The sequence below is a fragment of the Priestia sp. Y58 genome (assembly GCF_029522095.1).
GTDB classification, from domain to species: Bacteria; Bacillota; Bacilli; order Bacillales; family Bacillaceae_H; genus Priestia; species Priestia megaterium_E.
In genome coordinates this window covers 813,254-830,468 of the sequence record NZ_JAKWFL010000001.1, presented here as the reverse complement: position 1 = coordinate 830,468, position 17,215 = coordinate 813,254, and the positions used below count along the sequence as shown (strand labels likewise).

Sequence of the window (17,215 nt, the reverse complement as noted above, 5' to 3'; positions counted from 1 at the left end):
GAAAGGTCGTTATACATGAGAGTAGTCGTACAAAGAGCAAAGAATGCAAAAGTAACTGTTGCAGGTGAGACGGTCGGTGAGATTAAGCACGGATATATGCTTTTAGTGGGCATTACCCATGACGATACTGAAGCTGATGCAGAGTATGTAGCGGATAAAATTGTGAATTTGCGAGTGTTTGATGATGAGTCTGGCAAAATGAATTTGTCGCTTCTAGATATAGAAGGAGAAATTTTATCGGTATCTCAATTTACGCTTTACGGAGATTGCCGAAAAGGCAGAAGACCAAACTTTATGGGAGCTGCTAGGCCAGATCATGCTGTAACGCTTTACAACTATTTTAATAAAGTATTATCAGAAAAAAATGTTCGAGTAGAGACCGGCGCATTTGGTGAAATGATGGACGTATCATTTACAAATGACGGACCGGTCACACTTATTGTAGAAAGCAAAGAAAAAACGCAGGATCACAGATGAGCCTGCGTTTTTTCTTTGCTTTGAAAGTAATGATTTAACCCTTCAGCGATAGCGGACGTAATCATTTGCTGATAACTGATGGAATTAATATATGTTTCTTCCCGTTCGTTGCTTAAAAAGCCCAGCTCAATTAATGTACTCGGACGTGTATTTTCGCGAAGAACATAGTAGTTTCCAAAACGCTCTCCTTTGTCTTTCAATTTTGCATGATTAATAAGGGACTGATGAATAGAATGTGTGAGTGGACTGTCCTGATGCTGATGGTAATAATACGTCATAAGGCCAGTTAGCTGTGAGCTGTTCGTACTGTTGTAGTGAATGCTTATAAAAGCATCTGCTTTAGTCGATTGCAGCGTGCGCTGTGAAAGTAGAACGTACTCATCATGGGTGCGGGTTAAAATGACGTGTGCGCCTTCTTTTTGAAGTTTGTCTTGTAAAATAAGTGCTGTTCGGAGAGTGAGGTCTTTTTCATACGTGCCTTGTGTGCCGATGGCTCCTTTGTCTTTTCCTCCATGGCCTGCATCAATAATAATTGTTTTGCCCTTTAGGTGCTGCAAGCTTTTACTCAGCGTATAAACAGGCTGGCGTTGCGCTACTTGCATGCTAGGCTGAACGCTGCGGAGCGCTACGGTTTTCGTGAATTTTTTAAACACCCAGCCTTGAATACCCGAGTTTTCTACATAGTACCAATCTCCTTGACGGTCTGAAACGGATAGTCTTGTATTCTTCGTCAATTTATTTGTAATTGAAAATGAACGTCCTGGACCGCTGCGTACATGAAGAGAGTCAGCTGTTACAATAATGGGTTGATGCACCGGTACATTTGGGCGCTCAAATGAGGAAGAGCACAATAACAAAAGGATACTTGCAGCCAAAACAGATACCGACTTCATGTTAAGATGGCGAATAGATAGACCTCCTTTTTATAACAAAATAGAGTATTCGATGAAAATAAAAAAAATCCTTTCTCTTATGTAAAAACATCTTTTTTGGGCAATGCTAATAAAAGGATAAGTAAGTGTAGGCAGGGAGGAAGAAACGATGAAGTTTAGTGAAAAAGGTGAACAATCATTTCAGCAGGTAAATCCGGTATTTGGCATTCATTTTCATGATTTTATTGATAGAGAAAGTGAAGCTTCATCCCTTGAATTGGCTTCGGAATTTGGTTTAACGCTTCGAGATATTCAGAAACTAAGAAAACAATTAGACCGCTCTTAACATGAAAGGTGCTTGACAACTGCTCATTTCATTCGTAATATAGAAAGCAATTGCTAAATTAAAATGAATGTATAAAATTTTTATATTGATAAGCCAAAGATCGAGAAAAGTAGTAAAGATGACACATGGCTAGAGAGGAAATGTCTTAGGCTGAAAGCATTTCTACATGATGACTTTATGAAAGAACACTCAGGAGGCTTCACTCTGAAAAGGGAAACTTAGTAGGAGATGAACGTGTTCGTGCGTTAACGAAATGAGTGGAAACATGTCATATGTTTCAATTAGGGTGGTACCACGTGAGATCAACTCTCGTCCCTACTATGGAAAAATAGTAGAGGCGAGAGTTTTTTTGTATTGTAAATTTTAAATATAGGAGGCATATCACGTTATGTCAGTTCAAATACCTAGAGGAACACAAGATATTTTACCGGGCAAAGTAGAATATTGGCAGTTTGTTGAACAGCGAGCAAGAGAAATCTGCCGTGCGTTCAACTACCAAGAAATTCGTACACCAATGTTTGAACACACTGAATTATTTTTGCGCGGAGTGGGAGAAACAACAGATATCGTGCAAAAAGAAATGTACACATTTAAAGATCGAGGTGACCGCAGCTTAACGCTTCGCCCAGAAGGAACAGCTGCAGTTGGACGATCATTTGTTTCAAATAAAATGTTTGGAAATCCAACGCAGCCAACCAAGCTGTTTTATATTGGCCCTATGTTTCGCTATGAACGACCTCAAGCGGGACGTTTCCGTCAATTCGTTCAGTTTGGTGTAGAAGCATTAGGGGTAAATGATCCAGCTATTGATGCTGAAGTTCTTGCCCTGTTAATGAGCTTTTACCAATCGCTTGGATTGAAAAAATTAAAGTTGGTTGTTAACAGTTTAGGAGATACAGAAAGTCGTCAAGCTCACCGTCAAGCGCTTATTGACCACTTTGCACCTCGCATTGGAGAGTTTTGCAGCGACTGCCAAAGCAGATTGGAGAAAAATCCTCTTCGTATTTTAGACTGTAAAAAAGATCGGGACCATGAACTGATGGCTACAGCGCCGTCTATTCTTGATTATTTAAACGACTATTCAAAAGAATATTTTGAAAAAGTACAGCAGTACTTAACCGATTTAGACATTGACTATGTTGTAGATCCGACGCTAGTACGCGGGTTAGATTATTATAATCACACAGCATTTGAACTAATGAGTGAAGCAGAAGGATTTGGCGCCATTACAACTCTTTGTGGCGGAGGCCGTTATAATGGGCTGATTCAAGAAATCGGCGGACCTGAAACACCGGGTATCGGATTCGCTTTAAGTATCGAACGCTTATTATCTGCATTGGAAGCAGAAGGAATTGAGCTTCCGGTAGAAACAGGCGTAGATTGCTATGTAGTAACCATGGGCGATGAAGCAAAAGAAAAATCCGTTTCAATTGTAAATACGCTTCGACGTGCAGGCTTTGTAGCCGATAAAGATTATCAAGATAAAAAAATGAAAGCTCAGTTTAAAGCAGCTGATCGTGTACAAGCAAAATTTGTTGTTGTTCTAGGTGAAGATGAGCTAGCAAAACAAGTTGTAAACGTAAAAAATATGGAATCTGGCGAACAGCAAGAAGTATCAATTGATGAATTGGTCAGCTATTTGCAGGAACAAGTATAAGGGGGAACCATGATGACAAAACGTTCATACTACTGTGGAGATGTAACAGAACAAGCAACTGGCGAAACAGTTCTATTAAAAGGATGGGTTCAAAAACGCCGTGATTTAGGGGGATTAATCTTTATTGATTTACGCGACCGCGGCGGAGTTGTACAGGTTGTATTTAATCCTGAAAAATCTGCTGAAGCGCTAAAAATTGCTGAAGATGTACGTAATGAATTCGTATTAGAAGTGCAAGGAACTGTTGTAGCTCGTGAAGAGGGAACCGTTAACTCGAACTTAAAAACAGGTAAAATTGAAGTTCACGCTGAGCAGATTACGGTGTTAAACAAAGCCAAAACACCTCCTTTTGCCATTGCAGATCAAACGGAAGTATCAGAAGATGTTCGATTAAAATATCGTTATTTAGACCTTCGACGTTCTGAGATGTTTAACACGCTTAAAATGCGCAATGACATTACAAAAACAATTCGTGACTTCTTAGATCAAAATGACTTTTTAGATATTGAAACACCTATTCTAACGAAAAGTACGCCAGAAGGCGCACGTGATTATCTTGTGCCAAGCCGCGTGCACGAAGGGGAGTTTTATGCTCTTCCTCAATCACCGCAAATCTTTAAGCAGCTGCTAATGGTAAGCGGAGTTGAGCGTTATTATCAAATCGCTCGCTGCTTCCGCGATGAAGACTTGCGTGCAGATCGTCAGCCTGAATTTACTCAAATCGATATTGAAACATCATTTTTATCTCAAGAGGACATCATGACAATGACGGAAGAAATGATGTCTAAAGTAATGAAGCGCGTAAAAGATTTAGATGTAACGACGCCTTTCCCGCGCATGTCATATGATGAAGCGATGAGCCGCTACGGTTCGGATAAGCCGGATACACGTTTTGAAATGGAGCTAGTCAACTTATCAGAGCTTGTGAAAGACTGCGGGTTCAAAGTATTTAGCGCAGCAGTTGAAAACGGCGGAGAAGTAAAAGCGATTAATGTAAAAGGTGCCGCTTCTGGCTATTCACGTAAAGATATCGATGCTCTAACAGAGTTCGTGAAAATTTACGGTGCTAAAGGGTTAGCATGGCTGAAAGTTGAAGCTGACGGCTTAAAAGGACCGATTGCAAAATTCTTCAATGAAGATGAGCAAAAGCAATTTGCTGAAGCTCTTCAAACGGAAGAAGGAGATTTACTTTTATTTGTAGCTGATAAAAAGTCAGTTGTAGCAGATGCACTTGGCGCTCTTCGTCTAAAGCTTGCAAAAGAACAAGGAATTATTGATGAAACGAAATTTAACTTCCTATGGGTAACAGATTGGCCTCTTCTTGAGCATGACGAAGAAGACAACCGTTACTACGCGGCTCATCATCCATTCACAATGCCAGTTCGTGAAGATTTACCAATGTTAGAAAGCGATCCTGGACAAGTCCGTGCACAAGCATATGACTTAGTATTGAATGGTTACGAACTTGGCGGAGGATCTTTACGTATTTACGAGCGTGATATTCAAGAAAAAATGTTTAAAACGCTTGGATTTACATTAGAAGAAGCATATGAGCAGTTCGGTTTCTTACTTGAAGCATTTGAATACGGTACTCCTCCTCACGGTGGAATTGCGTTAGGTCTTGACCGTTTGGTTATGCTTCTAGCAGGACGCACAAACTTGCGTGATACAATTGCCTTCCCTAAAACAGCAAGTGCAAGCTGTCTATTAACAAACGCACCTGGTGAAGTAAGTGAAGCGCAATTAGACGAGCTTCATTTGCAGGTAAAAAAGCAAAAAACAGAAGCGTAATCGATTGAACCGTCTGTTAAATCGAGCCTGTCACTGGAACATGACAGGCTCGATTTTTTTTGTTTTACTTATTAATTGCAAAGTGATTTTTTCTGTGATAAGATACTTTCAAGAACTAAATAGTCCTGATGTGTTCGTCCTTAATCCAGTTTTGACCGAACAATTTTTTGCTTGGGAGCTCGGAGTTTTTAACGAGCGTACATGCCTCATCTCGAGGACTTACAATGGTTAAAGCAGAGCACCCACCTGCCGAGAGCGGGTTCAAAACGAAGGCACTCGAGACGGCACGATCGGGACTAGCATACATATAAGAAATCCTCTATGTAATTATTTGCATAGAGTTTTTTTATGGATAAATAACGAATGCTCATGTTCGTTTTGCTAAAAATATGGTATAGTCAATTTCGTTGTTTATTTGAATTAATCGTACACGTTGGTGTATTTAATAGAGGAGTGTTTTAACATGTTGCATCAGTTTTCGCGTAATGAACTGGCGATAGGAAAAGAAGGGCTAGCTACTTTAAAAGGCAGCACAGTTGCTATTTTAGGGATAGGAGGAGTAGGGTCATTTTCTGCTGAGGCTTTGGCTCGGTCAGGAGTAGGGCGTTTAATTCTTGTAGATAAAGACGATGTTGATATTACAAACGTAAATCGTCAAATTCATGCGCTGCTTTCTACGGTAGGTCAGCCCAAGACAGAATTAATGAAAAAGCGTATTTTAGATATTAATCCAGACTGTGACGTTGTTTCTCTTCAAATGTTTTATACGGAAGAAACATATGAAGAGTTCTTTAGTTACAAACCGGACTTCGTAGTGGATGCATCCGATACGATTTCGTATAAGATTCATTTAATGAAAGAATGTTTAAAACGTGATATTCCGATTATTTCAAGTATGGGTGCTGCGAATAAAATGGATCCAACACGTTTTAAAATTGCAGACATTTCAAAGACACATACAGATCCGATTGCAAAAGTGGTTCGTACTCGTCTGCGTAAAGAAGGAATTCGCAAAGGAATTAACGTCGTTTTTTCTGATGAGCGTCCAATCGTTATTCGTGAAGAAGTTCGCAAAGAAGTAGGAAACGATCAAGCGCAAATTCGCAAAGCGAAAATGCCCCCATCTTCTAATGCTTTTGTTCCATCTGTAGCAGGGTTAATTATGGGCGGTCATGTTATCAATGAATTATTAAGTGATATTAAGATTCGCCGCGTAGGTGATGAATAAAAAGAAGGCTATCGCAGCCTTCTTTTTTTTATGGAAATATCTGTTCTATTTATGCTTTGGATGGAATCTTCTGTTTGATATGTATAAAAAGTACTAATAAATTGAAAAATATGGCTTGAAGGTGAATTTACACTGTATTAAAAAAAGAGATTTATGTAAATTTATTTAACGCTTTATTTACATAAAATTTACGTTTTGGCTTTCTTTCTTTTGTATCTTCTACAGTAATATTCAGAAAGTCTTATATATCAAGGGTTTCGATAGAAATAAGAAAAAATAAACCCCAAATAAGTAAGTTTACAGTAACTTAAAATTCACTTCATATAAAGACAACAATCTACTCGTATAATGTGTCTTGTACCTGTTGTTCGAGTACAAAGGACTAGTACTAATTACACATATATTTATTGGAGGGTAATGTAATGAAAACAAAGGGTTTTAAAGTAACATTAGCAGCTTTTTTAATGGTAGGAGCACTAGCAGCATGTGGTAAAGACGGAGCAAGCAACGATAGTGGTTCGGGCAGCAAAAAAGAAGTGTCAGGTACGTTAACAGCGGCGGGATCTACAGCTTTACAACCACTTGCAGAAGAAGCAGCGAATGGAATTACTGAAAAATATCCAAACCTTTCAGTAACGGTACAAGGTGGAGGTAGTGGAACTGGTGTTAACCAAGTAGCATCAGGAGCAGTTGACATTGGAAACTCTGACGTTCCAGCAGCCGATAAAATCGAAGATAAATCAAAAGCAGATAAACTTGTAGATACGAAAGTAGCGGGCATTGGGTTCGCACTTGTTGTAAATAAAGATGTAAAAGTAGAATCGTTAACAAAAGAGCAAATTCAAAAGATTTTCTCTGGCGAAATTAAAAACTGGAAAGAAGTTGGCGGAAACGATGAAAAAATTAACGTAATCAACCGTCCAGCATCATCTGGTACACGTGCTACATTCGAGAAAACATTAATGGGTGACGCAAAAGTAAATGATAGCGTCGGTACAGCTCAAGATTCAAACGGAGCGGTTGAGCAATCAGTAAACTCAACTCCGGGAGCAGTAAGTTACCTTGCTATGTCGTATTTAATTGGCGATAAAAAAGAAAGTTTAAAAATGCTTAATATTGATGGTGTGGAGCCAACAACAGAAAACATTGTTTCTAAAAAATATCCGTTTTGGTCTTATGAGTACATGATTACAAACGGTGAGCCAAAAGATGGTGCAAAAGAGTACATTGACTATGTAGCTGGTAAAGACTTTGCTAAGCAAGTAGAAGATATGGGATATATCCCAATGACTGAGTTCAAAAAATAAGAGTGTTTTTAAAAAGAATAGGGCTGACTAACACAGTCAGTCTTATTCTATTTGAATGTTAATAAAGTATATAGCAAATAAAAAGAAAAGCGAATATATACTGAATATGTAAGGAGACAGAGCGATGAAGGGGAAAAAATCCATTAATTATGTAAAAAGCGAATACATTGGCCGTACGCTTTCTACATTTTGCGGTATTTTAATTGTACTTGTTACGTTAGCTATTATCGTATTTATTTGTGAAAAAGGCATACAGTCATTTTTACAAAGTAATATATCAATCGGTGAAATGTTGACTTCAACAAAATGGAGCCCAAACAATAAAGAATACGGGGCACTTGTGTTTATTCTGGGTTCCATGCTTGTATCAATCGGAGCCGTTATTATAAGTGCTCCAATTGGAATTGCTATCGCCATTTTTAACAACTATATTTCGCCTAAATTTGGGTCAACGGTTTTACGACCGGTTTTAGAACTTTTAGTCGGAGTTCCTTCAGTGGTATACGGCCTTTTAGGGGTTACCATTTTAGTGCCGCTTCTTCGCGATAACTTCGGCGGAGTGGGCTTTAGTTTGATTGCCGGAATTATTGTCTTAAGCGTCATGATTCTTCCGACAATTGCAAGTATTGCTGACGATGCAATTCGAAGCGTAGCACCTGAATATTTAGAAGCTTCTTATGGACTAGGTTCAACAAGATGGCAGGCAATTAGCCGAGTTATTATTCCATCTGCTAAAACAGGTATTTTAACAGGTATCGTGTTAGGGCTTGCCCGTGCATTCGGAGAAGCGCTAGCTGTTCAAATGGTTATCGGAAATACGGTTAAGCTTCCTGAAAGCTTATATAGCCCAACGGCAACATTAACAGGTATTTTAACAATGGATATGTCTAATACGTTAAACGGAACGGCATGGAATAACGCATTGTGGACGTTAGCTATGATTTTACTGCTTATTTCTTTCGTGTTCATTTTAATTATCCGAGCAATTGGGAAACGAGGTGCTCATCAATGAGAAACAAAAATGCACGCACAGTAAATAATATATGGACAGGTATTTTTTATGGCATTGCCGCTCTAGTTGTGTTGCTATTAGTGTATTTAGTTGTTGAAATTATCGCTAAAGGCTGGGGATTTTGGGATCCGAACTTTTTATTTGGAAAGCCAAGCAATACGATGGCAGGAGGCGGTATCGGACCCCAGCTGTTTAACTCGTTCTACATGCTTGTTTTAACGTTGATCATTTCTATTCCTCTTGGTTTAGGAGCCGGAATTTACTTAGCGGAGTACGCGAAGCAAGGTCGTTTCTTAAATTTCGTCCGCTTATGTATTGAAACAATGGCGTCATTACCGTCCATTGTAGTTGGTTTATTTGGATTATTAATTTTCGTCACATTTTCCGGCTGGGGCTATACGCTTATCGGCGGAGCACTTGTGATTACAATTTTGAATTTACCGGGTTTAACGCGCGTATGTGAAAGTGCAATTGCATCTGTTCCTGCGAGTGTGAAAGAAGCAAGTTTAGGTTTAGGTGCAACTAAATGGCAGACAATTGTCAAAGTCGTCATTCCATCAGCGATTCAACAAATTATCACAGGCGTTATTTTAACAGCGGGACGAATCTTTGGAGAGGCAGCTGCATTGATTTATACGGCTGGCCTAACGACGCCGATGTTAAATTCAAATGCCGACTTAACGAGTCCTGTAAATCCGTTTAATATTTTTCGACCAGCAGAGACGCTTGCCGTCCACATTTGGAAATTAAACTCTGAAGGAATCGTACCTGATGCAAGATTGATTGCAACAAAGTCAGCTGCTATTCTAATCATTATGGTTCTGTTGTTTAACATAGTCGCTCGTTTAGTCGCTAAACTTTTAGACAGCTACTTTAAAGGTTCAACAAAAACGAAAAAACGAAAAGACGTTAAAAGTGCAGCTTAATAGATAAAAACAAAAAAGAAAATGGCTTTGAAACTGTGCAACAGTTTCAGCCATTTTCTTTTTTTAATGTCTCTAAACGATTGAAAACTTTTGAAAAGTATTTTTCTTGTCCATTTTGTTTAGGATGAAAATATTGTTTGTTTTTGATGCGATCCGGTAAATACTGTTGAAGGACCCATCCGTTATCAAAATCATGCGGGTATTGATATTCAACGCCTCGGCCAAGGTTCTCTGCTCCTTTGTAATGAGCATCCTTCAAATGAGGGGGAACGTCGCCGGACAGCCCTTTTTTAATATCACTTATCGCTTCATCTAATGCTTTGTAAGCAGCGTTGGACTTCGGCGATAGGCAAAGCTCAATAACGGCGTTTGCAAGCGGGATACGTGCTTCTGGGAGTCCTAATCGCTCAGTTGCTTGAATAGCTGCGAGAGTTCTCATGCCGGCATCCGGGTCAGCTAGTCCAATGTCTTCATAGGCAACGACTAAAAGGCGACGATTGATGCTGATTAAGTCTCCTGCTTCAATTAGCCGTCCTAAATAATGAAGAGCAGCATTTACGTCGCTGCCGCGAATCGATTTTTGAAAAGCCGATAATACATCATAGTGAGCGTCACCATTTTTATCATGTGAAAAATATTTTTGCTGCAGACATTCTTCTGCCGTCTGTAAGGTAATAACGATTTTACCATCGCTTTCACCTGTTGATAAAACAGCCAGTTCCAGAGCATTCAAAGCCGAACGCACGTCACCGTTACAGCTGTTGGCAAAGTGGTTCATGGCGTCATCTTCTACGATGATTTTTCTATCCCCAAATCCGTTGGATGAGTCGTTGAGTGCTCTTGTCAGCGCCATTTTGATATCATCTGGCCTAAGAGATTTTAATTCGAAGATTTGACACCTGCTTCGAATAGCAGGATTAATCGCGTGATAAGGATTGCTTGTTGTCGCTCCGATTAGAATGATCATGCCATTTTCTAAATAAGGAAGCAAAAAGTCTTGCTTGGCTTTGTCAAGGCGATGAACTTCATCTAACAGCAGAATTACTTTGCCTGACATTTTGGCTTCTTCGGCGACAATTTCCATATCTTTTTTATTGTTTACAACGGCATTTAACTGACGAAACGCCGTGTTGGTTGTTTTTGCAATAGCTGTGGCAATTGTTGTTTTTCCAACGCCTGGAGGTCCATATAAAATCATCGAGCTTAAGTGATTTGCTTTTACCATTCGATAAATCATTTTATCTTTGCCAACTAAATGCTGCTGTCCGATAACGTCATCTAAATCAGTCGGACGCATTCGAAATGCGAGAGGTTTTGTAGCCATGTTTTTCTCCTTTTTTTTCTTTCACTGTATCACAAGAGGTGAATAGGTGGTGGAAATTTATCTTATAGGCATAGTATGTTATAATATCAACAGTTGCATTTGCAAGAAATGCGTATAGAGAAGTTCATATAGCTTAGTAAAAAACGACTCATCACAGCATTCAGTGACAACGTGAGGGTCTTATTTTTTTCATAAATAAAAAAAGTGTATTGAAGGAGTGTATCGTATGAAAATTTCAACAAAAGGACGCTACGGTTTAACGATTATGATTGAGCTTGCGAAGCGCTTTGGCGAAGGTCCTATCTCGCTTAAAACTATTGCTCAAACGCATGACTTATCTGAACATTATTTAGAGCAGCTTATTTCACCGCTGCGTAACGCTGGGCTTGTAAAAAGCGTGCGCGGAGCTTATGGAGGTTACATCTTGGCACATGAACCTGCTAACATTACTTCTGGCGATATTATTTCTGTTTTAGAAGGTCCTATTAGTCCTGTAGAAGGAATCGAAGATGAAGAGCCTGCAAAACGCGAGCTGTGGATTCGTATTCGAGATGCAGTTAAAGAAGTGCTAGATAGTACAACGCTTGAAGATTTAGCCAATCATTCTGATGATGATCAAGCGTCTTATATGTTTTATATTTAATAATGAGCTAGGAGGCGTTTATTTTGGAACGTATTTATGTTGATCATGCAGCAACGTCTCCAATACATCCAGCAGTCGTTGAGAAAATGACGACTTTTATGCATGAGTACTTTGGAAATCCGTCTAGTATTCATCACTACGGGCGGGAAAGTCGACGCTATTTAGACGAAGCTCGCCAAACGATTGCAGCAAGTATTGGAGCACACGAAAATGAACTGATTTTTACAAGTGGTGGGACAGAAGCAGATAATATGGCACTGATCGGAGTCGCTCTTGCAAACCGCCATAAAGGAAATCATATTATTACCACGCAAATTGAACACCACGCTGTGCTTCATACGTGTGAATATTTAGAAACACAGGGCTTTGAAGTGACTTACTTACCAGTTAATGAGTACGGACAAGTATCTGTGGATGAAATAAAATCAGCCCTAACGGATCAAACAATTCTTGTGTCGGTGATGTTTGGAAATAATGAAGTAGGTGCTATTCAGCCAATTGGAGAAATTGGAGTTCTATTAAAAGAGCATGGAGCATATTTCCACACGGATGCAGTGCAAGCTTATGGATTAATTCCGTTAAATGTGCAACAATTAGGTGTCGATCTTTTATCCGTTTCGGCTCATAAAATTAACGGACCAAAAGGGATGGGCTTTTTATATGCAGCTGCTCACGTTTCACTGTCTCCTTTGCTATTTGGAGGAGAACAAGAGCGCAAACGACGAGCTGGAACTGAGAACATGACAAGTATTGTCGGATTTGAAGAAGCTGTGAAAATTTCGCAACAAACGCTGCAAACACGTGCAGATGAATATAGAAGATACAAAGAAATAATGGTAGCTGTTTTGAAAGAAGAAGGTATTTCATTTGAAATTAACGGACATCTTGAAAATGCTCTGCCACATGTGTTAAATTTATCATTTCCAAAAACAAATGTTGAATCGATGCTCGTAAATTTAGACTTAGCAGGAATTGCGGCATCGAGCGGTTCAGCTTGCACAGCGGGAGCAATCGATCCTTCTCATGTGCTTGTAGCTATGTTTGGAAAAGGGTCTGAACGTTTAACAACTTCTATTCGATTTAGCTTTGGCTTAGGAAACTCTGCTGAGCAAATTGAAAAAACCGCACGTCAAACAGCAAACATCGTTAAGCGACTAACGATGTAAATAGCAGCCATCAGTAGGGTCTTCATCCCTCACTGATGGTTTGTGTCGTTTCTTTCGCTTTTTAGCGAACAATTTAATTAAAATGAAGAAAACGGAGGTGGCGAAGTTGACAAAATCACCTAAAGATACACGTGTAGTAGTCGGAATGAGCGGAGGCGTCGATTCATCTGTAGCAGCTCTTTTATTAAAACAACAAGGATACGATGTGATCGGAATCTTTATGAAAAACTGGGACGATACGGATGAAAACGGCGTTTGTACTGCGACTGAAGATTATAACGATGTTATTCGCGTATGTAATCAAATTGGTATTCCCTACTATGCAGTCAACTTTGAAAAACAATATTGGGATAAAGTATTTACCTACTTTTTAGATGAATATAAAGCAGGTCGTACACCGAATCCTGATGTAATGTGTAATAAAGAAATTAAATTCAAAGCCTTTTTAGAGCATGCAATGACGCTAGGAGCAGATTATCTAGCGACAGGACATTATGCACGCGTTGCGTACCGCGACGGGGAGTATAAAATGCTTCGAGGCGTAGATGGAAATAAAGATCAAACGTATTTCTTAAATCAATTAGGACAAGATCAGCTTTCCAAAGTAATGTTCCCAATTGGTGAAATTGAGAAATCAAAAGTGCGTGAAATTGCGAAAGAAGCAGGCCTTGCTACAGCAACGAAAAAAGACAGCACAGGTATTTGCTTTATTGGTGAACGCAACTTCAAAGAATTTTTAAGTCAGTATCTTCCTGCTCAGCCAGGTGTAATGCAAACGCTTGACGGCGAAGTGAAAGGCAAGCATGACGGTCTCATGTACTATACAATTGGCCAACGCCATGGTTTAGGTATTGGAGGCAGCGGTGAACCTTGGTTTGTAGTCGGAAAAGATTTAGAAAAAAATGTTTTGTACGTCGATCAAGGCTTTCACAATGACTTGCTCTATTCTACATCTCTTACAGCAACCAATGTCAGCTGGGTAAGCGACCTTGACTGGTCGTCACCAATGACGTGTACAGCAAAATTCCGCTATCGTCAAACTGATTCAGCAGTAACTGTTGAAAAAGTCGATGATGATACAATTAAAGTTATTTTTGCTGAACCTGTTCGCGCAATTACGCCAGGTCAAGCAGTTGTGTTTTACAAAGACGATGAATGTCTTGGCGGAGCAACAATTGACAAAGTATTTCAAGAAGAAGAGCAAATCTGGTACGTATAATTCATATAAGCAAGAACGAAAAACCTCGGCCGTATATAGCTGAGGTTTTTCTATGATATACTTTACTTATTGGGTAAACTAATAACTTACATATTCTAGATTTTCATGATGTGAAAATCTCTTAAATCATAACTAAAACAGTGGAGTGAACGAAAAAATGACAGATAAAAATCAGCTAGGAATTCAGTATATGCAGGAAGGGAAATTTGAAGAGGCTGCTAAAACATTTTCAGAAGCAATTGAAGATAATCCAAAAGATCCAATTGTGTATGTGAATTTTGGCAATTTGTTAGCGGCTGTTAGTGAGATGGATCGTGCTTTGAAATTTTATGAACGTGCGATTGAATTAGATGAAGAAACGGCAACAGCGTATTACGGAGCAGGAAATATTTATTTTAATGCAGAGCAGCTTGAGCAGGCAAAGCACTACTTTGATTTAGCAATCAAAAAAGGCTTAGATTCATCCGATGCGTACTTTATGCTTGGTTTAACGCTGTTTCATATGGAAGAGATTCGTTTTGCGATGCCTTATCTTCAGCGAGCGGTAGAACTAAACGAACATGATGTAGAAGCAAAATTTCAGTACGGTCTTTGTTTAGCACAGCTCGAAATGGTAGATGAAGCGATTGCTGAATTTCTTAAGGTAGTCAATCAAGAGCCAGAACACGCCGATGCTTTTTATAATTTAGGCGTAGCGTATGCCATGAAAGATGACAAAGACAAGGCGATTGAGATGTTAGATGAAGCTTTAAATGTGCAGCCAGATCACGTAATGGCAGCAAATGCCAAACAAGTTCTGTCTACATTAGAACATTAAGAAAGCGGGTAAAGGAAGGATAACATGAACGAAGAACAAGTGAACCCTTCACAGCCAGAACGTCATTATATAAGCGGCACGTCGATTGTAACGGTCTTTCATAACGAAGAAAACTTATATAACGTTACGCGGATACGGATCAAAAAAACAAATTTAGAGATTGAAGATAAAGAAACGGTCGTTACAGGCTATTTTCCTAAGCTGAATGAAGATGAAGTATACACGTTTTACGGTGACTTCAAAGAGCATCCAAAGTTTGGTCTGCAGTTTCATGTTGAACAGTTTAAAAAAGAACTTCCGCAATCAAGGCAAGGGGTTGTTCAGTACCTGTCTAGCGATTTATTTCACGGAATCGGTAAAAAAACCGCTGAAAACATTGTGGACGCCCTAGGAGAACGCGCTATTTTTCGTATTTTGCAAAATGAGTCTGTGCTAAAAGAGGTTCCGAGGCTTTCAGCCGACAAGGCAGAAGCTTTAGTCACGCAGCTTCGTGAACATCAAGGGTTAGAAGAAGTAATGGTAAAGCTGACAGACCTCGGGTTTGGACCGCAGCTTTCGATGAAGATTTTCCAAGCGTACAAACAAGAAGCGCTTGAAATTGTTCAAAATAATCCTTATCAGCTCGTAGAAGATATTCAAGGTATTGGCTTTAGCAGGGCCGATGAACTTGGAAAGAGACTTGGTATGGCAACCAATCATCCTGATCGTTTGCGTGCAGGTATTTTATATGTCATTGAGCAAGAATGCAATCAAATGGGACATGTATACGTCACGGCAGATCAGCTGTATGGAAAAACAGCAGAGCTTCTTCGAAAAAGCAGGCATGAGAATCTGTCTGAAATGGATCTTACAAGAGAAGTGGACGCATTAAAAGCAGACAAAAAGCTTATCATTCAAGACGAAAAAATTTATTTTCCGCCCCTATTCTATGCTGAAAAAGGGCTGGTTAAAGCTATTCAAAAAATTATGGCTCAAACGCAGTACGAAGAGCAGTTTCCGGAATCAGAATTCTTATTGGCACTGGGTGAACTAGAAGAGCGGTTAGACGTGCAATATGCACCTTCTCAGCGCAAGGGCATACAAACCGCTTTAATGTCTCCGATGCTTCTTTTAACAGGTGGACCAGGTACAGGGAAAACAACGGTTATTAAAGGAATAGTCGAACTCTATGCAGAACTTCACGGATGTTCGTTAAATCCAGGGGATTATAAAAAAGATGAAGCTTTTCCTGTTTTACTTGTGGCACCTACGGGACGAGCTGCTAAACGAATGAGCGAAGCGACGGGACTTCCGGCAGTTACAATCCACCGATTATTAAAATGGAACGGACAAGAAGGATTTGATCATAATGAGGAGAATCCAATTGACGGAAAATTACTGATTGTGGATGAAGTATCAATGGTAGATTTGTGGCTTGCTCATCAGCTGTTTAAATCTCTTCCTGCTAATTTACAGGTTATTTTAGTTGGAGACGAAGACCAGCTTCCTTCAGTAGGTCCGGGACAGGTGTTAAAAGATTTACTGAGCTCAGAAGTAATTCCTACCGTCCGTCTGACGGATGTATACCGGCAAGCCGAAGGATCTTCAATTATTGATTTGGCTCATGAAATAAAAAAAGGAAAGCTTCCGGAAGACTTATCAAGGCAGCAAGGAGATCGTTCTTTTATTCGTTGTCAAGGACCGCACATTACGAACGTCGTGCAACAAGTTTGCGGGAATGCGTTAAAAAAAGGCTATACGGCTAAAGATATTCAAGTTCTAGCTCCTATGTATAAAGGTCCTGCAGGGATTGATAAGCTGAATGAAGTTCTTCAGGAATTATTCAACCCGGCTTCTGAGCAAAGAAGAGAGCTTAAGCACGGAGATATTACGTACCGAGTCGGAGATAAAGTGCTGCAGCTTGTAAATCAGCCGGATAGCAACGTATTTAACGGAGATATGGGAGAAATCGTCTCGGTTTTCTTTGCCAAAGAAAATACGGAAAAACAGGATATGCTGGTTATTTCATATGAAGGAAATGAAGTAACTTACACAAAGCAAGATTTTAATCAAATAACTCATGCATACTGCTGTTCCATTCATAAATCACAGGGAAGTGAATTTCCCATTGTTGTGCTTCCAATTGTTAAAAGCTATTACCGGATGCTGCGACGCAATTTACTTTATACCGCCGTTACGCGAAGCAAACAGTTTTTAATTTTATGCGGCGAAGACGAAGCGTTTCAGCTTGGAGTCAGCCGAAATGAAGACAGCGTCCGACAAACGAATTTACAGCCCTTGCTTCGAGAAAGCTTGGATAACGACATAGAAGATCCCGAAATTCCCTTTATGAAAGATGCAAATATTGGGATGGAAAACGTTACGCCGTATGATTTCATGTAACCTTTCGCATGCTAACAAAGAGTTAAATAAACTCCTTTGTTGCCATCC

Annotated in this window: 15 protein-coding genes, 1 other RNA gene and 1 other annotated feature; of the genes, 14 read left to right on the top strand and 2 right to left on the bottom strand. The window is 39.6% G+C overall.

The genetic code is table 11. From position 1 onward, the window contains the following. The first annotated feature begins 15 nt into the window (after positions 1-15). A complete protein-coding gene (dtd, locus tag MMB68_RS04415) occupies positions 16-477 on the top strand; it encodes a D-aminoacyl-tRNA deacylase (RefSeq protein ID WP_221784616.1) in 462 nt (153 codons plus the stop codon). On the opposite strand, the gene MMB68_RS04410 is transcribed toward dtd, so the two are convergent. Next, on the bottom strand, positions 468-1,352 hold the full coding sequence (locus MMB68_RS04410; RefSeq protein WP_260506748.1) for an N-acetylmuramoyl-L-alanine amidase family protein: 885 nt from the start codon (positions 1,350-1,352) through the stop codon (positions 468-470). The genes dtd and MMB68_RS04410 overlap by 10 nt on opposite strands. A 166-nt stretch (positions 1,353-1,518) precedes the next feature. On the opposite strand from MMB68_RS04410, the gene MMB68_RS04405 reads away from it, so the two are divergent. From MMB68_RS04405 to pstA, 8 genes are all read left to right on the top strand, one after another. Beyond that, positions 1,519-1,695 carry a hypothetical protein gene (locus MMB68_RS04405; RefSeq protein ID WP_013059305.1) on the top strand — a complete coding sequence of 59 codons (177 nt, stop codon included), beginning with the start codon at positions 1,519-1,521 and terminating at the stop codon, positions 1,693-1,695. An 87-nt stretch (positions 1,696-1,782) separates the two neighbouring features. Further along, positions 1,783-2,015: a binding site (T-box leader), on the top strand. 68 nt (positions 2,016-2,083) lie between these two features. Beyond that, positions 2,084-3,352 carry a histidine--tRNA ligase gene (hisS, locus tag MMB68_RS04400; protein ID WP_221784614.1) on the top strand — a complete coding sequence of 423 codons (1,269 nt, stop codon included), beginning with the start codon at positions 2,084-2,086 and terminating at the stop codon, positions 3,350-3,352. 12 nt (positions 3,353-3,364) lie between these two features. Further along, positions 3,365-5,143: an aspartate--tRNA ligase gene (aspS, locus tag MMB68_RS04395; protein WP_221784613.1), complete on the top strand. Its 1,779-nt coding sequence runs from the start codon at positions 3,365-3,367 to the stop codon at positions 5,141-5,143. Positions 5,144-5,262: 119 nt separating this feature from the next. Then, a non-coding RNA gene (ssrS, locus tag MMB68_RS04390) (6S RNA) lies at positions 5,263-5,444 on the top strand. Between the two features lie 162 nt (positions 5,445-5,606). Beyond that, the gene (locus MMB68_RS04385; protein ID WP_013059302.1) at positions 5,607-6,371 is read left to right on the top strand and encodes a tRNA threonylcarbamoyladenosine dehydratase; all 765 of its coding nucleotides are present in this window, start codon (positions 5,607-5,609) and stop codon (positions 6,369-6,371) included. Positions 6,372-6,793: 422 nt separating this feature from the next. Then, positions 6,794-7,678: a phosphate ABC transporter substrate-binding protein PstS family protein gene (locus tag MMB68_RS04380; protein WP_260506747.1), complete on the top strand. Its 885-nt coding sequence runs from the start codon at positions 6,794-6,796 to the stop codon at positions 7,676-7,678. 124 nt (positions 7,679-7,802) lie between these two features. Next, a complete protein-coding gene (gene pstC / locus MMB68_RS04375; RefSeq protein ID WP_013059300.1) occupies positions 7,803-8,690 on the top strand; it encodes a phosphate ABC transporter permease subunit PstC in 888 nt (295 codons plus the stop codon). Further along, complete coding sequence (gene pstA / locus MMB68_RS04370) at positions 8,687-9,616, top strand: phosphate ABC transporter permease PstA (RefSeq protein ID WP_028410590.1); 930 nt, start codon at positions 8,687-8,689, stop codon at positions 9,614-9,616. The genes pstC and pstA overlap by 4 nt, the downstream gene beginning before the upstream one ends. A gap of 46 nt (positions 9,617-9,662) precedes the next feature. Here pstA and MMB68_RS04365 read toward each other — a convergent pair whose 3' ends face one another. Continuing rightward, positions 9,663-10,940 carry a replication-associated recombination protein A gene (locus tag MMB68_RS04365; protein ID WP_264408585.1) on the bottom strand — a complete coding sequence of 426 codons (1,278 nt, stop codon included), beginning with the start codon at positions 10,938-10,940 and terminating at the stop codon, positions 9,663-9,665. 226 nt (positions 10,941-11,166) lie between these two features. Between MMB68_RS04365 and cymR the strand changes: the two genes are divergently transcribed. The 5 genes from cymR (at position 11,167) to recD2 (ending at position 17,167) form a co-directional block, all read left to right on the top strand. Next, positions 11,167-11,583, top strand: coding sequence for a cysteine metabolism transcriptional regulator CymR (gene cymR, locus MMB68_RS04360; RefSeq protein WP_013059297.1), 417 nt, complete (start codon positions 11,167-11,169; stop codon positions 11,581-11,583). 23 nt (positions 11,584-11,606) lie between these two features. Continuing rightward, positions 11,607-12,749 (top strand): cysteine desulfurase family protein, encoded by a 1,143-nt coding sequence (locus tag MMB68_RS04355; protein ID WP_028411684.1) that lies wholly within the window; start codon positions 11,607-11,609, stop codon positions 12,747-12,749. A 106-nt stretch (positions 12,750-12,855) separates the two neighbouring features. Beyond that, the gene (gene mnmA / locus MMB68_RS04350) at positions 12,856-13,968 is read left to right on the top strand and encodes a tRNA 2-thiouridine(34) synthase MnmA (protein ID WP_277548278.1); all 1,113 of its coding nucleotides are present in this window, start codon (positions 12,856-12,858) and stop codon (positions 13,966-13,968) included. Between the two features lie 157 nt (positions 13,969-14,125). Next, positions 14,126-14,785: a tetratricopeptide repeat protein gene (locus tag MMB68_RS04345; protein ID WP_013085089.1), complete on the top strand. Its 660-nt coding sequence runs from the start codon at positions 14,126-14,128 to the stop codon at positions 14,783-14,785. A gap of 24 nt (positions 14,786-14,809) precedes the next feature. Then, positions 14,810-17,167, top strand: a complete 2,358-nt coding sequence (gene recD2 / locus MMB68_RS04340) for an SF1B family DNA helicase RecD2 (RefSeq protein WP_277548276.1) — start codon at positions 14,810-14,812, stop codon at positions 17,165-17,167. Positions 17,168-17,215: the final 48 nt, after the last annotated feature.

Bases quoted from the DNA above. Each gene is read 5' to 3' on its own strand.
- dtd (WP_221784616.1), top strand. From the start codon at position 16: ATGAGAGTAGTCGTACAAAGAGCAAAGAATGCAAAAGTAACTGTTGCA.
- MMB68_RS04405 (WP_013059305.1), top strand. From the start codon at position 1,519: ATGAAGTTTAGTGAAAAAGGTGAACAATCATTTCAGCAGGTAAATCCG.
- hisS (WP_221784614.1), top strand. From the start codon at position 2,084: ATGTCAGTTCAAATACCTAGAGGAACACAAGATATTTTACCGGGCAAA.
- aspS (WP_221784613.1), top strand. From the start codon at position 3,365: ATGACAAAACGTTCATACTACTGTGGAGATGTAACAGAACAAGCAACT.
- MMB68_RS04385 (WP_013059302.1), top strand. From the start codon at position 5,607: ATGTTGCATCAGTTTTCGCGTAATGAACTGGCGATAGGAAAAGAAGGG.
- MMB68_RS04380 (WP_260506747.1), top strand. From the start codon at position 6,794: ATGAAAACAAAGGGTTTTAAAGTAACATTAGCAGCTTTTTTAATGGTA.
- pstC (WP_013059300.1), top strand. From the start codon at position 7,803: ATGAAGGGGAAAAAATCCATTAATTATGTAAAAAGCGAATACATTGGC.
- pstA (WP_028410590.1), top strand. From the start codon at position 8,687: ATGAGAAACAAAAATGCACGCACAGTAAATAATATATGGACAGGTATT.
- MMB68_RS04365 (WP_264408585.1), bottom strand. From the start codon at position 10,940: ATGGCTACAAAACCTCTCGCATTTCGAATGCGTCCGACTGATTTAGAT.
- cymR (WP_013059297.1), top strand. From the start codon at position 11,167: ATGAAAATTTCAACAAAAGGACGCTACGGTTTAACGATTATGATTGAG.
- MMB68_RS04345 (WP_013085089.1), top strand. From the start codon at position 14,126: ATGACAGATAAAAATCAGCTAGGAATTCAGTATATGCAGGAAGGGAAA.
- recD2 (WP_277548276.1), top strand. From the start codon at position 14,810: ATGAACGAAGAACAAGTGAACCCTTCACAGCCAGAACGTCATTATATA.